Origin of the sequence: Salinivibrio proteolyticus (assembly GCF_001996165.1) — a bacterium.
Lineage (GTDB): Bacteria > Pseudomonadota > Gammaproteobacteria > Enterobacterales > Vibrionaceae > Salinivibrio > Salinivibrio proteolyticus.
This window is the reverse complement of sequence record NZ_MUFP01000028.1, coordinates 15,236-30,335: the sequence shown is the minus strand read 5'-3', so window position 1 is coordinate 30,335 and position 15,100 is coordinate 15,236. Positions and strand designations below refer to the sequence as shown.

Sequence of the window (15,100 nt, the reverse complement as noted above, 5' to 3'; positions counted from 1 at the left end):
GTCTCCCCATGTGAGAGTAGGACATCGCCAGGCTTTGATTACAATTGATTAAAGCAAAGAGATATAAGTCTTTAGTCATACAGAATTGGTGCGGAGTGGTAGTTCAGTTGGTTAGAATACCGGCCTGTCACGCCGGGGGTCGCGGGTTCGAGTCCCGTCCACTCCGCCACTACTAAGAAACCCTAGCTGAGAAGCTGGGGTTTTTTGTTATTGGGTCGTTGGGGCGATTTGCTTTATAAATAAGCGATCAAACGTCTGAAGAGTAATTGGTGGTGGTAATTTGTCGCGGGATCGCTACAATAGGCACCTATCTACAGGGGTATAGCTCCAATTGGCAGAGCAGCGGATTCCAAATCCGCGTGTTGGGGGTTCGAATCCCTCTACCCCTGCCACACATCAAAGCATCGACATTGTCGGTGCTTTTTTTGTATGTGACTCATTATGCTTCTAGCACCCCTGATCCTTTTCCCTTTTTCTTCCTCCTGTTTCTTGTTCACATGTCGCGGTATGATGACTTTTTACCAATCAAAAGGAGCCCCCAGTGGTAAGCATATTGTGGGTAGGACTTGGTGGCGCATTAGGGGCGTCTTCACGTTTTTTAGTTTCAGAGTGGAGCGTCGCAGTGTTTGGTCGAGGATTCCCGTACGGCACCCTAATGGTTAATGTGCTGGGATCATTAGCGATGGGTGTCTTTTTAGCGGCGATGAGCCAAGAGCTGATTGCCCCTGTACCTTGGCGTCAACTGATTGCGATTGGCTTTTTGGGCGCGTTCACCACCTTCTCGACCTTTTCTGTGGATACCTTGCTTCTTTTTCAGCATGGTGAGACGGTGAAAGCCTTGTTAAACGTGGGTCTCAACCTTGCGTTATGCTTGGGAGCGGCCGCGATGGGGGCTTGGCTGCTAGGACGCATTACTGGGTAGGTAAAAACATGCTAGTACGTCGCTTGTTGTTGCGGCGGTGATTTCTTATACTGGCGTTGAACTTGTCGGAGTGCCAATTGGCTGAGACCACGTTAAGTGGGATCCGTTGAACCTGATCTGGTTAGGACCAGCGAAGGGAACAAGAGATGCATCAGATCACAGACCGTACGCGTCTGCCAGTTTGCTCACATCTCAATTCAGCGTTTTCCGGCAAGCATTAATTCCCATAATGAACACCGGAGTAATGCTATGTCGACCCGTAAACAGGCCCGTCTTGAGGCCAAATCCTTTATTGATTCTCTCTCTGCGCAAACCTACCCCAACTCGGAAAAAGTCTATGTCGAGGGCTCTCGACCTGATATTCGCGTGGGCATGCGCGAGATCCATCTGTCTCCGACCTTTGTGGGCGGCAGTAAAGACAATCCGCAGTATGAAGCCAATGAGTCCATTCGGGTTTATGACACATCAGGGCCTTATACTGACCCACAGAGTGCTATCGATATTTACCAAGGCTTAGCCCCAGTGCGCAAAGCCTGGATTGATGAGCGTGCCGATACAGAGTTTCTTGATGCAGTGAGCTCAGACTATGCGCAGACCCGCCTTAGTGATGAAACCTTAGATGATCTTCGCTTTAGTGCCTTACCGCCTATCCGTCGGGCGAAACCTAACCAATGTGTGACCCAACTTCACTACGCACGCCAAGGCATTATCACCCCAGAGATGGAATTTATCGCTATCCGGGAAAATATGGGGCGTCAGCAGTATCGTGAAGAGCAGCTAAACCGCCAGCACCCAGGAGAAAGCTTTGGCGCGCATTTACCCTCAAACATCACTCCCGAATTTGTGCGCCAAGAAGTTGCTGAAGGGCGTGCGATTATTCCTGCCAACATTAACCACCCAGAAGCGGAGCCGATGATTATTGGACGTAACTTTCTAGTGAAAGTGAATGCCAATATTGGTAACTCGGCGGTGAGCTCCTCCATTGAAGAAGAAACTGAAAAATTAGTGTGGGCGACGCGTTGGGGCGCGGATACGGTGATGGATTTATCGACCGGACGCAATATCCACGAAACTCGTGAGTGGATTTTGCGCAATAGCCCAGTCCCGATTGGCACCGTGCCTATGTATCAGGCGCTTGAGAAAGTGAATGGCATTGCCGAAGACCTGACTTGGGAAGTGATGCGCGATACCTTGATAGAGCAAGCCGAACAAGGGGTCGACTACTTTACCATTCACGCCGGGGTGCGTTTGCACTATGTGCCCATGACTGCCAATCGCGTGACTGGGATTGTCTCGCGTGGTGGGTCGATTATCGCCAAATGGTGCTTGGCGCATCATCAAGAAAGCTTCCTCTATACCCATTTTCGCGAAATCTGCGAAATTTGTGCCGCGTATGATGTATCGCTGTCGTTAGGCGATGGATTGCGCCCAGGCTCAGTAGCTGACGCGAACGACGAAGCCCAGTTCAGTGAGTTACGTACCCTGGGCGAGCTAACCAAGGTGGCATGGGAATACGATGTACAGGTGATGATTGAAGGCCCCGGCCATGTGCCCATGCACATGATCAAAGAGAATATGGACGAGCAGCTCACCCATTGCCACGAAGCGCCTTTCTATACCTTAGGCCCGCTGACTACCGATATTGCGCCTGGCTATGACCACATTACCTCCGGGATTGGTGCGGCGATGATTGGCTGGTTTGGGTGTGCGATGCTTTGCTATGTCACGCCCAAAGAGCATCTGGGTCTGCCCAATAAAGAGGATGTTAAAACCGGACTGATTACTTACAAGTTGTGTGCGCACGCCGCCGACTTAGCCAAAGGACATCCGGGCGCGCAGGTGCGAGATAACGCCATTTCCAAAGCGCGCTTTGAATTCCGCTGGGAAGATCAGTTCAACCTTGCTTTAGACCCGGTGACGGCGCGTGCTTATCACGATGAAACCCTGCCTCAAGAGTCGGGCAAGGTCGCGCATTTTTGCTCCATGTGTGGGCCGAAATTCTGCTCCATGAAAATCAGCCAAGAAGTCCGATATTATGCCAAAGAAAATGGCTATGCCGCCGCGGGCGAAGCGATTGATGTCACCATGCTGGAAGACCCGTTAGCAGGCATGCAGCAAAAATCGCAAGAGTTTCGAGAAAAGGGCAGTGAGCTCTACCTACAAAAATCCCAACATTCGTCACCACAAGGCGCTGAGATAAGCGACAGCGATAAGGTGGAATCATGAGCCTGACCCCGTTTGCGCCTATGTCGGAAGGCATAGGCCCATTATATCCGGTGGTAGACGACGTGGATTTACTTGAACGCTTACTTTGCTTGGGCGTGAAAACCGTGCAACTGCGTGTGAAGCAGCCAGCCCATCCACAATTGGCAGACTGGGTACAGCGCGCGGTGGCTTTGGGCCGCGCGCACCATGCGCAGGTGTTTATCAACGATCACTGGCAGCTTGCGCTTGAAGCTGGCGCCTATGGCGTTCATCTGGGCCAGCAAGACTTACAAGAGGCGGATCTTGACCGACTTGCGCGGCAAGGCGTGCGCCTTGGCGTATCGACACGCAGTCCCGAACAACTTGCCGCAGCGATTGCGCTCTCGCCCAGTTATCTCGCCATCGGCCATATTTTTCCCACTACCACCAAACAGCTCGCCGAGCCGCCGCAAGGCATTTCTGCGTTAGCGCAGCAGGTGGCGACTGTGGATGGCCGCTTCCCGACGGTGGCGATTGGCGGTATTGATCTCAACCGAGCCCCTGACGTTTGGCGCACTGGCGTGGACGCCATTGCGGTGGTCCGTGCCGTGACGCAAGCGCCTGATTTAGCGGCGCGCATTGACGCATTTGACCGCTGTCTTAATCCATCCAGACAGCAAGGAGAGCGCGATGCTATCGGACAGTGAATACCTGCGCTATAGCCGGCAAATCATGCTGCCAGAAGTCGGAGAGCGTGGACAGCAGGCACTGAGCAATGCGCGCGTGTTGATGGTCGGTGCCGGTGGGCTTGGAACCACCGCGGGCCTCTATCTTGCAGGCGCTGGCGTGGGTCAGTTAGCGATTGCTGACTCGGACCACATTGAGCTATCTAACTTGGCGCGTCAGGTGGCGTATCGGGAGGCGCAAATCGGCACCGATAAAGCCGCGTCACTAGCCGCTAACTTGGTCGCGCTGAATCCACATTGCCAGTGCCGAGCCATCAATGCCTATCTAGAAGGTGAGCGTCTGGCGCTTGAAGTAGCGATGGCGGATGTGGTTCTTGACTGCAGTGATAATCTCGCCACTCGCCATGCAGTCAATCAAGCCTGTGTAGAGGCTGGTACGCCGTTGGTGAGCGCGGCGGCGATCGGTTGGCAAGGCCAGTTATTGGTTTATCAACCGCATAGCGCATGTTATGCGTGCGCCTTCGCAGACGTGACGTTTTCCGAACCTACACGCTGCGCTGAAGCTGGGGTAATGGGACCTGTGGTCGGCATGATGGCCACCGCGCAAGCGCTGGAAGCAATAAAGCTGTTATTAGGGCAGGCGGTCGGAACCAATCGCTTGTCACGACTGGATGGACAAACCATGACATGGCAGCACTTTTCGCTGCCCGTGGATCCGCATTGTGCGGTTTGTCAGCCAAAGCGGGAGGTAAGCGATGCAGTTAACCATTAATGACACGCCGACAGAGGTCAATGCCACGACCGTCGCGCAATTGATTGAGGAGATGAAGGTGCCAGCCGAGTCGGTCGCAGTGGCGCTAAATCAGACCATTATTGCGCGTGATGCTTGGTCATCCACGTCACTCACCGCTGGCGATAGCTTGGCGGTATTTCAAGCGATTGCCGGAGGATAATTATGTTAACCATTGCGGATACGACGTTTTCATCTCGACTGTTAACCGGCACCGGCAAGTTTGCTAGTCGCAAGACCATGGCCGATTCACTGGCGGCCAGTGGTACTGAACTGGTCACCATGGCGCTAAAGCGAGTCGATGTCCATGCCATACAAGATGATATTTTAACCCCGCTGCGCGAGCTAGGTGTACACCTGCTGCCCAATACCTCGGGAGCGAAGAATGCGCAAGAAGCGGTCTTTGCCGCGCGTCTTTCCCGAGAAGCATTGGGAACGCACTGGGTGAAGTTGGAGATTCACCCCGACCCCAAATATTTGATGCCTGACCCGATTGAAACCCTTCAAGCGGCGAAAACCCTTGTAGATGAGGGGTTTGTGGTGCTGCCATATTGTCATGCCGATCCTGTGCTGTGTAAGCGTTTGGAAGAGGTGGGATGCGCGGCGGTGATGCCCCTTGGCTCACCGATTGGCTCCAACCAAGGGCTGGCCTCAATGGCGTTTCTCGATATCATTATCGAGCAAGCTCGCGTGCCGGTGATCATTGATGCCGGCATTGGCGCACCGTCAGATGCGGCGTTAGCGATGGAGCGGGGCGCCGATGCCGTCTTGGTCAACACCGCGATTGCCACCGCCGGCGATCCGATTGCCATGGGCGCAGCGTTTAAACAAGCGGTTGAAGCCGGGCGGTGTGCGTATCGCGCTGGGCTGGCGGGCTCACATAATCACGCCCACGCTTCTAGCCCCTTAACCGCGTTTCTTGACGCTAAGGAGGCGTGATGAGTTTTTCTGAGCGGTGGGCAGCACTCGATTGGGATCATCATCGGCTTTCGATTTACAGTAAAACGCGCCAAGATGTCGAGCGGGCGCTGGCTAAATCCTCGCGTAATTTGGATGACTTTGCCGCCCTTATCAGTCCTGCCGCTGAAGGATATCTCGAGGCCATGGCTCAGCAATCTGCGGCGCTGACGAGGCAGCGGTTTGGCTACACCATGGGGTTTTATATTCCGCTGTATCTCTCCAATTTATGCGCCAACGTGTGTACCTATTGCGGTTTTTCGATGGAAAACCGAATCAAACGGCGCACGCTGGATGAAGCTGAGATTGCCGCCGAGTGTGAAGCGATCAAAAAAATGGGCTTTGACAGTGTGCTCTTGGTGACCGGTGAGCATGAAACCAAGGTGGGGCTCGAGTATTTTCTCCGCGCCTTACCGGTGGTGAAGCAATACTTTCATCATGTGGCGATGGAGGTGCAGCCGCTGGATACCGAGGCCTATCGCGCCTTGGTGGCACAGGGGGTGGATGCGGTAATGGTGTATCAAGAAACCTACCACGCTCCAACCTATGGGGAACACCACAAGCGCGGGAATAAAACCGACTTTCACTATCGGTTGCAAACCCCAGATAGGTTGGCACAAGCAGGGGTCGATAAGATCGGCTTGGGCGCCTTGATTGGCCTTGAGGACTGGCGTACCGACAGCTTTTTTACCGCCCAGCATCTGGATTATTTGGAAAAGCAATACTGGCAAAGCCGCTACTCGCTATCTTTTCCTCGCTTACGCCCTTGCGCGGGCGCCTTACAGCCGAAATCGGTGATGACGGATAAGCAGCTGGTTCAGCTGATTTGTGCCTATCGGTTGTGGAATCCGCAGGTGGAGCTGTCGCTATCGACACGTGAGTCACCGCACTTTCGCGACAATGTGTTACCGCTTGGGGTCACGAGCTTATCCGCGGCGTCAAAAACCCAACCGGGCGGCTACGCGAACCCGGAGCCACAATTGGAGCAGTTTGCTATCAGTGATGAGCGCAGCGCGGCAGAGGTAGCCGCCAGCGTTCGTGCGCTCGGTTTTGAGGTGGTATGGAAAGATTGGGATAACATCTACGATATCGCGCGTCAGGCGCAAATGGCTTCACAAACGGCAGCGGGTTAGCGACAATGCGGGCATGAAACGTATTACTTTATATATGGGCCCGCGCTGTCCTCACTGTGAGGCGGCCAAAGCTTACTTGGATAAAAAGGGGCTGCGTTATCGTGTCGTCGATACGTCCACGCCCAAAGGCAAGAAGCTGCTGGCAGCAACAGGGTCGCGGGGTGTCCCGGTGATTTGCATTGGCGATACCACCTTGCGCGGCTTTTCGCCTAAAGCGGTCGAGAAAGCCCTGAAAGGGGAATAAAAAAAGCGTCCAATCGGACGCTTTTTGTTTTTCACACTCGGTGAAGACGCGACTTAACGGCTTAGCGGCGCTGTCGCTTGTTTTAACCAAGTTTGGTCTTGATCATCGAGGTGCGGGCTGACTTCATCCCACACGGTTTGATGATAGCGATTCCACCACTGAATTTCCGCCTCGCTGAGCAAGCTCACATCGACCAAACGACGATCGATCGGCGCACGCGTGAGTGAGGCAAATCCGAGCATCGTCATGTCGCCCTCGGTGGGCTTTTCTTCAATCAACTCGAGGTTTTCAATCCGGATCCCAAACGCCTCGGCGCGATAGTAGCCCGGCTCGTTTGACACCACCATACCCGGCAATAGCGCGACGCTATTGGGCGCTTTGGAAATGCGCTGTGGACCTTCGTGCACGTCCAAGAAATGTCCCACACCGTGACCGGTGCCATGGTCAAAATCATAGCCGTGTTGCCACAAATACTGGCGTGCCAAGGCATCAAGCTGGCTGCCTGAGGTGCCTTTCGGGAATAGCGCGGTCGCTAACGCAATATGCCCTTTAAGCACCAGCGTAAAGGCCTTTTTGATCTCAGCACTGCACTCGCCCACCGGCACGGTACGAGTAATGTCAGTGGTGCCGTCGTAGTATTGGCCGCCTGAGTCCACCAAGTAGACATTGTTGCTCTCAATCACGCTCGGTTTGGGCTGATTGTTGTGGTTATAGTGACACATGGCCGCATTGCCACCGGCGGCGGAAATGGTATCAAAGCTTAAGTCGACCAGTTGATCGTCTTGTTGGCGGAATTGATACAGGGTGTCTGCGAGCACGGCTTCATCAGGGCGTTCACCCGCGTCGACTTGACGGTCAAACCAGGCCAAAAAGCGAGTCACGGCAACACCATCGCGCACGTGACAGGCTTGCATACCGGCGATTTCTTGCGGGTTCTTGGCCGCTTTTTCAAGCGCACACGGGTCTTGCGCTTCCACCACGGTGACTTGCGCTTGTTGGAGGGTGTCCAGTGTCCAGGCATTGGCACCGTTTGGGTCAACCAATACACGTTGACCACTCAGCGCTTGCAGGGCATCAACCAGGCTATCAGGGTGCGCGACGCTCACGCCTTGGCCTACGTGAGCAGCAAAGCCTTCGGGGAGACGGTCAGGGTCGATAAACACGGTGACGTCACCGGATTGCTTGATAATCGCTTGGGTCAGTACCACGGGTAAACGTGGGATGTCGCGACCACGGATATTGAGCAGCCAACAGACGGCATCGGGTTGAGTGAGTACCGCGGCATCAAGATTCTGATCGGCTAACTGCTGTCCAATGGTTTGACGTTTATCCAAGCTGGCGCGGCCGGTTTTCTCTTCACCTAGTAAAATGGCAGGGCTATTAAGCGGGGCGGGGCGATCGTCCCACAGGCTTTCAATCGGATTTTGCTCAACACTCACCAGTGTCAAAGCCCCATCCAACGCGCGTTGGGTACGTTTGTACCAAGCAGCGCTATGCATGCGAGCGTCGATAGCCAGCTTGGCACCTTTTGGCAATTGTTGCTGGGCCCATTGCACCGGTGGCTCATCAATCAGGTGGCAGTAGTCAAACAGGCCGGCGGGGACTTGCTTACGGACTTGAACCACATAGCGGCCATCAACAAAAATCGCTGCCTTGTCACGGGTGATCACAGCAGCGCCTGCTGATCCGGTAAAGCCGGTTGCCCAGTGGAGGCGCTCGTTATGCTCAGGCACATACTCACCGAGATATTCGTCTTCATGGGGGATGAGTAGGGCGTCATAGTCGTGTTGAGCTAGCCAGTGTCTTAGCTGCTCAATACGCTTGGTAAGGGTCGCGTCCATTATTCTTCCTTCTTTGTATGGGGTGAACTTGCCATGTTCGGCCACGCGTAAAAAAACCAGTGGGTTAGACCCTAGCGCGATTGGCGATAGGCTGCAATTTTGCTGGGCTAAATTGCTGACAGCGTGAAATAATCAAGGCTTTCAGCCATTGGTGCCCTGGGTCATTTTCTTGATTTTGATGCCAAAACAAGGTGTACGCCATCGGCGGTATTGGCGTTGGTAACGGCCGTACCACCAAATTGAGCGACGCGGCAATATAATGCGCAAACTGGCTTGGTGAAGTAAACACCAGGTCGGTATAGGTACACAGGCTCGCCGCACTGTTGAAATCTGGCACGTACATGGCAATGTCACGCTCAATATTACGCTCTGCCAGTTTATAGTCCAACAGCCAGCGGTCATTCCCATCACACTTCACCTGTACATGTCGCAGTCCAAGGTAACGCGCTTCATCCCATGGCCCCTTGAGTGCCGGGTGATCAGCGCGCATCAATACACACTGGTGATCTTGGCAAAGCTCTTGGTAGCGTACGCCTTTGGGCGGCATCATGGTCAGCATGGCATCGGCGGGATTTAAATCTTTACCGGTAATGCCAAAGTCGATATTGCCTCGCGCAAGCCCATCAAAGGTGGTTTGATCCCAAGCGGCGGTATTAAGGGTGATAGCTGGGGCCGCTTCTAGCATATCGCCAATAAATTGTGGCAGTAGCAATGGATAGGCGCTCTCGACGAGGGCAAAGCGAAAACAGCGATCGCTTAAGTGCGGCTGAAAGTGATCCGGCTCGGTCATCGCCGCAACATCATTGAGTAAAGCGCGTAATTTGGCCTGTAAGGCTTGCGCTCGAACGGTGGGTTTGAGCCCGTGGGCCGCTCGCGTAAAAAGCGGGTCGTTAAATTGCGCTCTTAGTCGGGCTAAGTTTTTACTCACTGCCGATTGGCTTAAATGCAGCCGTTTTGCCGCGCCCGTGACATTGCACTCTTCTAACAGCACATGTAAGCAGACCAATAAGTTAAGGTCGGTACGCTGCAGTTGGTCCAAATCCATCGCTGGTATTCTCCTTGGGAATAACTGCTTTTACTATAAACCATTATGGTTCATATCCTGAAGCCACTATACTGCGTGCCTGTATAGAGGAGTAACCAATGTCACACACTGATTCACCGACATCGAATCGCTTACTGGTCGCCTTAATGGTGTTACTGGTGCTGTTTAGCCCGATGGCGATTGATATTTATTTACCGGCGTTGCCGCATATGGCGGGAGACTTTAACGTTAACCCGACGCTGGTACAGGATACCATCACTTGGTTTATGTTTAGCTTAGGCTTAGGTCAGCTGTTCGCCGGCCCGTTGGCTGACCGCTTTGGTCGCAAACCTGTGGCCGTCATTGGCATACTGCTCTATGGGTTGAGTTCTTTGATGGCGTGGCTCGCCACCTCGATGGATATGATGCTGGTGGCGCGTTTGCTGCAAGGTTTTGGCGCGTGCGCGACTTCCGTGTGTGCATTTGCAGCGGTGCGTGACAGATTCGGAGCTGAGCGCAGCGGCCATATGATTAGCTATCTTAATGGCGCGATTTGTTTTGTGCCTGCCTTGGCGCCATTATTGGGGAGCTGGCTTACCCAAGTCTTTGACTGGCGCGCTAACTTCACCTTTATGCTCGGTTATGCGGTATTAGGGTTAGTATTAGTCATGGTCTTTTTGCCCGAGACACGCCCTGCGCATACGGACACCTCGGGTCGCCTATTTAGCGTACGCCGCTATTGGCAAGTGCTACGCGTACCAACATTTACCTACCACAGCATCCTTTGCATGCTGGCGATGGCGGTGATCTTAGCGTATGTCACCTCCGCGCCTGTATTGCTGATGGATAGGTACGGTATTTCCATGAACAGTTTCACTTTTTGGTTTGGTGCTAACGCGGCACTAAACATTGCCGCGGCGATGTTAGCGCCGCGCTATATGGAAAAATTTGGTAGCCGTCGTGCGCTCAATATTGGCTTGATAATGCTGGTAGGCTCGGGTGGGCTGATGCTGGCATTAAGCTCTATTGCGACGCCTTGGGCCTTTATGTTGCCGATTTTTACCTCATCATTTGGCTTTGCTTGGGTGTTAGGCGCGTCAGCCGGCGCCGCTTTAGCCCCATTTTCTGACCGTGCTGGCACAGCGGCAGCCTTGCTGGGACTGTTCCAAATGAGTGGCGCAGGGCTTTTGGTCAGCTTAACCCAGCGCTTGGGGTTATCGGCCAGCGATCTGATGACAGTGCATATGTGGCTCTTGTTGCCCGGTCTCGTGATTTTATGGTCCCCAGTTGGGAAGCAATGGCATGCAGCAACGGTAAAACGGTAAGAAAATCAATAAAAACAACGTCTCAGTTGGCAAAGTATAATAAGACGTGCAAAACGCAGGGGTCTCGACAACCCATCATCCCTTTTCGCTGGCTTCGGCCAGCGTTTTTTTATTTTGCTAAAAGTGCGTGGTTCGGAGTATATTTACTAAGCAAATCGAATTAACGCTCATTCCTTTTCGTTTTTATCTCAAAGGTCAGTTACACACTATGTCATTATCGACAATCGAAATGGCGCGCGTCCTCGAACAACTTGAGGAGTCGCCAGAAAAAATCATGTTTGGCAAATTACTGCAAGAATTAGGTAGCCAAAGTGAAGAGCGTGTACGCAGTGCTGCACGTCAAGTGCCACTGAAATACTTGCGTGAACTGGTTTACCAATTTAATTCTGTGATTGAAGAGCGCCGTTCTGAGCGCATTGAAGAAATCACTCAAGGCTTACTGCAAGATGGACTCTCTGCTGACGAGCTCTATCAGTACATGACACAGCGTAAAGTTGGCTAACCCTTAGTTCACACTGTGTGATTGTGGCGCCCATAAGGTGACGCCACTGAGCTTTACATGAATGACTATGACGACGCACTGGCAGCGGACGGTTTGCCACGCTTGCCTGTGCGCTGTTGAATTAATAATCCCACCACAATACACATCAAACCAATTAACGTGCTTAGATGAATGGTCTCACCAATAATGGTGGCGAGTAATAGCAGCGAAATAAACGGTGATATAAATATCAGATTACTGATCCGAGAGGTATTCTGAGTATATTTCATTGCGCTAAGCCACAGCATAAATGTCACGCCCATTTCAAAAAGACCAACGTAACTCACGGCGAGCCACCCTTGCCATGGAATGCCTTGCCACGATGCGGTTAGCCCCGCCAAAGTAAGAGAAATGGGTAGCGAAAGGACAAAGCTTAATAATATCCCGACCACTGGATCGGCAGCGTTTTTAGTATTTAATATCCAGTACCCTGCCCATAGTAGTGTCGATAATAATGCCAACCCAATCCCTAATGGGCTATCAAATTGCAGCGAAAATAATTGTCCCTTGGTGGCAATAATCACCACGCCGAAATACCCCAATGCCGCAGCAATCCAATCTTGACGACGAATCGTCTGCCCTAAGAAAAGCGCTGCCATCAACGTTAAGGTAATGGCCCAGCTGTAATTTAAAGGCTGCGCTAATGAGGCAGGTAATAGATCGTACGCTTTAAATAGGACTAAGTAATAAATCAGTGGATTGACGAGTCCCAATACGAGGTAGTAACCCGGTCGCGCGCGAAAGGTTGGCCAGATGGCGTCCAATTTGCCTTGGAGCGCGGCAATGGCGAGTAGGATCACCACAGAGACGACACTGGCGGCGGCCAGCATCTGTATGGGTGACATATAGCGTAGCGTTATCTTAAATGCGGTGGCGACGGTCGACCAAAGTAAGACGGCTGATAGGGCGAATATCAGCGCCTTGCGCTCATCATGCATGCTGCGTCCTTGCGATTATGCCAGTGTTTTTAGGCAGTCTACGGGATCCCGTGTCTCTGAGATAGACTGGACATTTATCCAGTGTGCGATTAGCCTTTGCTGACATAACTGACTGTAAAATAGAGACCTCGCTATGCTGGATGGCTTGTCGTTAACCTCATTGCATTTTATTGCGTTTTTACTCGGGGCGGGCGGTACCTGTGTGCTCGGTTATGCGGTGCATCGACGTGTGCTCGCGCAATACCAACATTGGTATCAGGCGCAGCAAGATCAGCAGCAAATAGCCTTTGAGGCGCAACGCGAACACTGGCAACAACAACAGGCACATCAACAGCAAGAGCTGGATAACTTGGATGTTGAGCGCGACCGCTTAAGCCAAGAGCTACGCCACTATTACGGTAAGCTCACGTCGGCAGCCGAAAAATTGCGACAGCTGGAGCAGCTGCGTCAACATAACCAAAGTTTGGAGCAAAAACTTGATAGCTTGCGGGATGAAAAGGCCGAATTACTGGCTGAACTTCGTGAAGTGAAAGCGAGCGCAGAACAACAATTACACGCTGCACAAGAAAAACAAGCGTTGCTCGAAAATGCAGAAGAACGCTTACGCGCCCAATTTGAGCAGCTTGCCAATCAAGTGTTTGAACAAAAAGTCCACTCCGTCGATGAGCAAAACAAAATGAGTCTCGAGACTTTACTCGGGCCGCTGAAATCGCAACTGGAAGGGTTTAAAAAGCAAGTGACCGACAGTTTTGGCGAACAAGCCAAAGAGCGTCATACCCTGATTCATGAAATCAAAAATCTGCAGCAATTAAACGCAGATATGACCCGTGAAGCCCATAACCTGACCCAAGCCCTTAAAGGGGATAACAAACAGCAAGGTAACTGGGGCGAAGTGGTGTTGGCGCGAGTGTTAGAAGAATCCGGTTTGCGTGAAGGGCATGAATACCATACTCAAGTGAACCTTGAGAATGAGCAAGGCAAACGCTATCAACCGGACGTGATTGTCAAATTACCGCAAGACAAAGATGTGGTGATCGATGCCAAGATGGCATTGGTGGCCTACGAGCGTTATTACAATGCGGAGTCCATTGTCGAGCAAGATGCGGCGTTGAAAGAGCACGTGCAAGCTATCCGCGCCCACATCCGTGGCCTTGGACGCAAAGACTATCACCAACTGCATGGCGTGAAGACGCTGGATTATGTGTTGATGTTTATCCCTGTGGAGCCTGCGTTCCAAATTGCCATTGAAGCCGATCCTAGTCTGATTCGTGAGGCGATGGATAACAATATTATGTTAGTTAGCCCCACCACCTTGCTGGTGGCGTTGCGTACCATCAATAACCTTTGGCGCTACGAATATCAAAATCAGAACGCCAAACAAATTGCAGAGAAAGCCAGTAAGCTCTACGACAAGGTACGTTTATTTGTCAGCGACATGGAAGGGTTGGGGAGCGCATTGGGCAAGGCGAACGACAGCTATCATGGCGCGATGAATAAGCTCAGCCAAGGTCGAGGCAATATTCTTCGCCAAGCCGAGGGCTTTAAAGCCCTTGGCGTCGAGGTAAAGCGCGATATCAGTCCAGCGCTTGCGAATGCGGCATTAACCTCTTTTTCTCCCCAAGGCGCAGATGAAGACGATCCGGTGTCTGACATCTCGTCTGTGAACAAATAGAAGAAACTTGGTCCCGCGCTTGGAGTCCGGATGGGCGATAAAGTAAACTAGGGCCAACACGTTAGGGGATTAACATGACAGATAAACAAACGCATCAGGACCAAGAGACCATCGACTTTGGCTTTCAGCAAGTTAAACGCCAAGAAAAAGAAAGCATGGTAGCCAATGTATTTCACTCGGTGGCCGCAAAATATGATCTGATGAACGACGTCATGTCGATGGGCATCCATCGGATATGGAAGCGTTTTACCATTGACTGCAGTGGCGTGCGCGCAGGGCAGAAAGTTCTCGACTTAGCCGGTGGAACGGGCGATTTGACCGCCAAATTCTCGCGTCTGGTCGGTGAGAGCGGAGAAGTGGTACTCGCCGATATCAATAACTCCATGCTGAAAGTGGGCCGAGACAAACTGCGTGACAAAGGCATTGTGGGCAATGTCAGTTACGTACAAGCGAACGCCGAAGCGTTGCCATTTCCCGATGATCACTTTGACTGCATCACCATCGCGTTCGGCCTGCGTAACGTCACCGATAAAGATGCGGCCTTGCGTTCGATGTTCCGTGTGCTCAAACCGGGGGGACGTCTGTTGGTCTTGGAATTCTCTAAACCAGTCGTCGCGCCGCTTTCCAAAGTGTATGACGCCTACTCATTCCACGTCTTGCCGAAAATGGGCCAGCTTATTGTCAACGATCCAGATAGCTACCGCTACTTGGCCGAGTCGATTCGCATGCACCCTGATCAAGAAACATTAAAAGGAATGATGGAACAAGCCGGGTTTGAACAAACCAGCTACCACAACCTGACCGGTGGCATTGTCGCCCTGCACCGCGGATTCAAATTCTAAG

At 52.4% G+C, this 15,100-nt stretch carries 15 protein-coding genes, 2 tRNA genes and 1 riboswitch; of the genes, 14 read left to right on the top strand and 3 right to left on the bottom strand.

Going from position 1 to position 15,100, the window contains the following annotated elements; genetic code table 11:
• The first annotated feature begins 92 nt into the window (after positions 1–92).
• The 10 genes from BZJ19_RS16025 to BZJ19_RS15980 all read left to right on the top strand — a co-directional run bounded on the left by BZJ19_RS16025 (position 93) and on the right by BZJ19_RS15980 (position 6,916).
• Positions 93–169, top strand: a tRNA-Asp gene (locus tag BZJ19_RS16025).
• Positions 170–315: 146 nt separating this feature from the next.
• Positions 316–392 (top strand) — tRNA-Trp (locus tag BZJ19_RS16020).
• Between the two features lie 149 nt (positions 393–541).
• Positions 542–922, top strand: coding sequence for a fluoride efflux transporter CrcB (gene crcB / locus BZJ19_RS16015; RefSeq protein ID WP_069586806.1), 381 nt, complete (start codon positions 542–544; stop codon positions 920–922).
• A 56-nt stretch (positions 923–978) separates the two neighbouring features.
• A riboswitch (TPP riboswitch) is annotated at positions 979–1,078 on the top strand.
• Between the two features lie 93 nt (positions 1,079–1,171).
• The gene (thiC, locus tag BZJ19_RS16010) at positions 1,172–3,148 is read left to right on the top strand and encodes a phosphomethylpyrimidine synthase ThiC (protein ID WP_077676357.1); all 1,977 of its coding nucleotides are present in this window, start codon (positions 1,172–1,174) and stop codon (positions 3,146–3,148) included.
• Positions 3,145–3,813: a thiamine phosphate synthase gene (thiE, locus tag BZJ19_RS16005; RefSeq protein ID WP_077676356.1), complete on the top strand. Its 669-nt coding sequence runs from the start codon at positions 3,145–3,147 to the stop codon at positions 3,811–3,813. Before thiC ends, thiE begins: the two co-directional genes overlap by 4 nt.
• A complete protein-coding gene (locus BZJ19_RS16000; RefSeq protein ID WP_077676355.1) occupies positions 3,797–4,564 on the top strand; it encodes a HesA/MoeB/ThiF family protein in 768 nt (255 codons plus the stop codon). The genes thiE and BZJ19_RS16000 overlap by 17 nt, the downstream gene beginning before the upstream one ends.
• Positions 4,548–4,745, top strand: coding sequence for a sulfur carrier protein ThiS (thiS, locus tag BZJ19_RS15995; RefSeq protein WP_046074603.1), 198 nt, complete (start codon positions 4,548–4,550; stop codon positions 4,743–4,745). Before BZJ19_RS16000 ends, thiS begins: the two co-directional genes overlap by 17 nt.
• A 2-nt stretch (positions 4,746–4,747) precedes the next feature.
• The gene (locus BZJ19_RS15990) at positions 4,748–5,521 is read left to right on the top strand and encodes a thiazole synthase (RefSeq protein WP_077676354.1); all 774 of its coding nucleotides are present in this window, start codon (positions 4,748–4,750) and stop codon (positions 5,519–5,521) included.
• Positions 5,521–6,672, top strand: coding sequence for a 2-iminoacetate synthase ThiH (gene thiH, locus BZJ19_RS15985; protein WP_077578160.1), 1,152 nt, complete (start codon positions 5,521–5,523; stop codon positions 6,670–6,672). Before BZJ19_RS15990 ends, thiH begins: the two co-directional genes overlap by 1 nt.
• 13 nt (positions 6,673–6,685) lie before the next feature.
• Entirely contained in the window at positions 6,686–6,916 is a 231-nt protein-coding gene (locus BZJ19_RS15980) for a glutaredoxin family protein (RefSeq protein WP_077676353.1), read from the top strand.
• Between the two features lie 53 nt (positions 6,917–6,969).
• On the opposite strand, the gene BZJ19_RS15975 is transcribed toward BZJ19_RS15980, so the two are convergent.
• Entirely contained in the window at positions 6,970–8,757 is a 1,788-nt protein-coding gene (locus BZJ19_RS15975) for an aminopeptidase P family protein (protein ID WP_077676352.1), read from the bottom strand.
• Between the two features lie 64 nt (positions 8,758–8,821).
• Positions 8,822–9,802, bottom strand: coding sequence for a LysR family transcriptional regulator (locus BZJ19_RS15970; RefSeq protein WP_077663377.1), 981 nt, complete (start codon positions 9,800–9,802; stop codon positions 8,822–8,824).
• Between the two features lie 98 nt (positions 9,803–9,900).
• Between BZJ19_RS15970 and BZJ19_RS15965 the strand changes: the two genes are divergently transcribed.
• Together BZJ19_RS15965 and tsrA are read left to right on the top strand one after the other, a co-directional pair.
• Positions 9,901–11,106 carry a multidrug effflux MFS transporter gene (locus BZJ19_RS15965; protein ID WP_077676351.1) on the top strand — a complete coding sequence of 402 codons (1,206 nt, stop codon included), beginning with the start codon at positions 9,901–9,903 and terminating at the stop codon, positions 11,104–11,106.
• A 208-nt stretch (positions 11,107–11,314) separates the two neighbouring features.
• On the top strand, positions 11,315–11,608 hold the full coding sequence (gene tsrA, locus BZJ19_RS15960; protein ID WP_069588237.1) for an H-NS-like global regulator TsrA: 294 nt from the start codon (positions 11,315–11,317) through the stop codon (positions 11,606–11,608).
• 65 nt (positions 11,609–11,673) lie between these two features.
• On the opposite strand, the gene BZJ19_RS15955 is transcribed toward tsrA, so the two are convergent.
• Positions 11,674–12,585 (bottom strand): DMT family transporter, encoded by a 912-nt coding sequence (locus BZJ19_RS15955; protein ID WP_077676350.1) that lies wholly within the window; start codon positions 12,583–12,585, stop codon positions 11,674–11,676.
• Positions 12,586–12,718: 133 nt separating this feature from the next.
• On the opposite strand from BZJ19_RS15955, the gene rmuC reads away from it, so the two are divergent.
• Both rmuC and ubiE read left to right on the top strand, forming a co-directional pair.
• Positions 12,719–14,257, top strand: coding sequence for a DNA recombination protein RmuC (rmuC, locus tag BZJ19_RS15950; protein WP_077479572.1), 1,539 nt, complete (start codon positions 12,719–12,721; stop codon positions 14,255–14,257).
• Positions 14,258–14,331: 74 nt separating this feature from the next.
• Complete coding sequence (gene ubiE, locus BZJ19_RS15945) at positions 14,332–15,099, top strand: bifunctional demethylmenaquinone methyltransferase/2-methoxy-6-polyprenyl-1,4-benzoquinol methylase UbiE (protein ID WP_069588234.1); 768 nt, start codon at positions 14,332–14,334, stop codon at positions 15,097–15,099.
• Position 15,100 lies beyond the last annotated feature (1 nt).